The organism is Streptomyces sp. SID13726 (assembly GCF_010548375.1).
GTDB lineage: Bacteria > Actinomycetota > Actinomycetes > Streptomycetales > Streptomycetaceae > Streptomyces.
Genome location: NZ_JAAGLY010000475.1, coordinates 1 through 435 on the forward strand (window position 1 = coordinate 1; position 435 = coordinate 435).

Annotated in this window: 1 pseudogene; it reads right to left on the reverse strand. The window is 71.5% G+C overall.

What is annotated here, in order from left to right:
- Positions 1-109: 109 nt before the first annotated feature.
- Positions 110-435 (reverse strand): annotated as a pseudogene (locus G3I78_RS48655) (hypothetical protein); the annotation flags it as partial.

The following is a 435-nucleotide window of genomic DNA, read 5'->3' on the forward strand; positions in this document are numbered from 1 at the left end:
GTGATGGCTGTCTGCTGGACGCCAGTCGCGTTGTCGTACCACACGGTGGCCCAGGCTCTGGCAGGCGCGGGGTTGGGCATGGCAACAGCCAGCCTGTGGCTGTGAGGTGTCAGGTGGACTGCGCGCCGGGCCGATCGCGTTCCGCCTGCTCCAACACCGCCGCAAGAGCGGCCAGCATCTGCGGCGAGACGCCCATCTCCTCAGCGCCGCGGGCCGCCATCGTGAAGCCCTGACCGCTGGCCGCCAGGCGCTGGATGCCTTCCACGACCTGGCGCGCCACCACGTCGTCGGGTTGGAAGACCATGGGCGAGACACCCAGGACCTCCGCCAGCCCGTCCAGGAACACCACCCTGTCGGCCGCGCCGCCCAGGAGGTCGGCAAGCTCGCTCCCCCCGAGCGCGGGGCGCCGAACTCGGCGGCGCTCAGAAGCTGTCG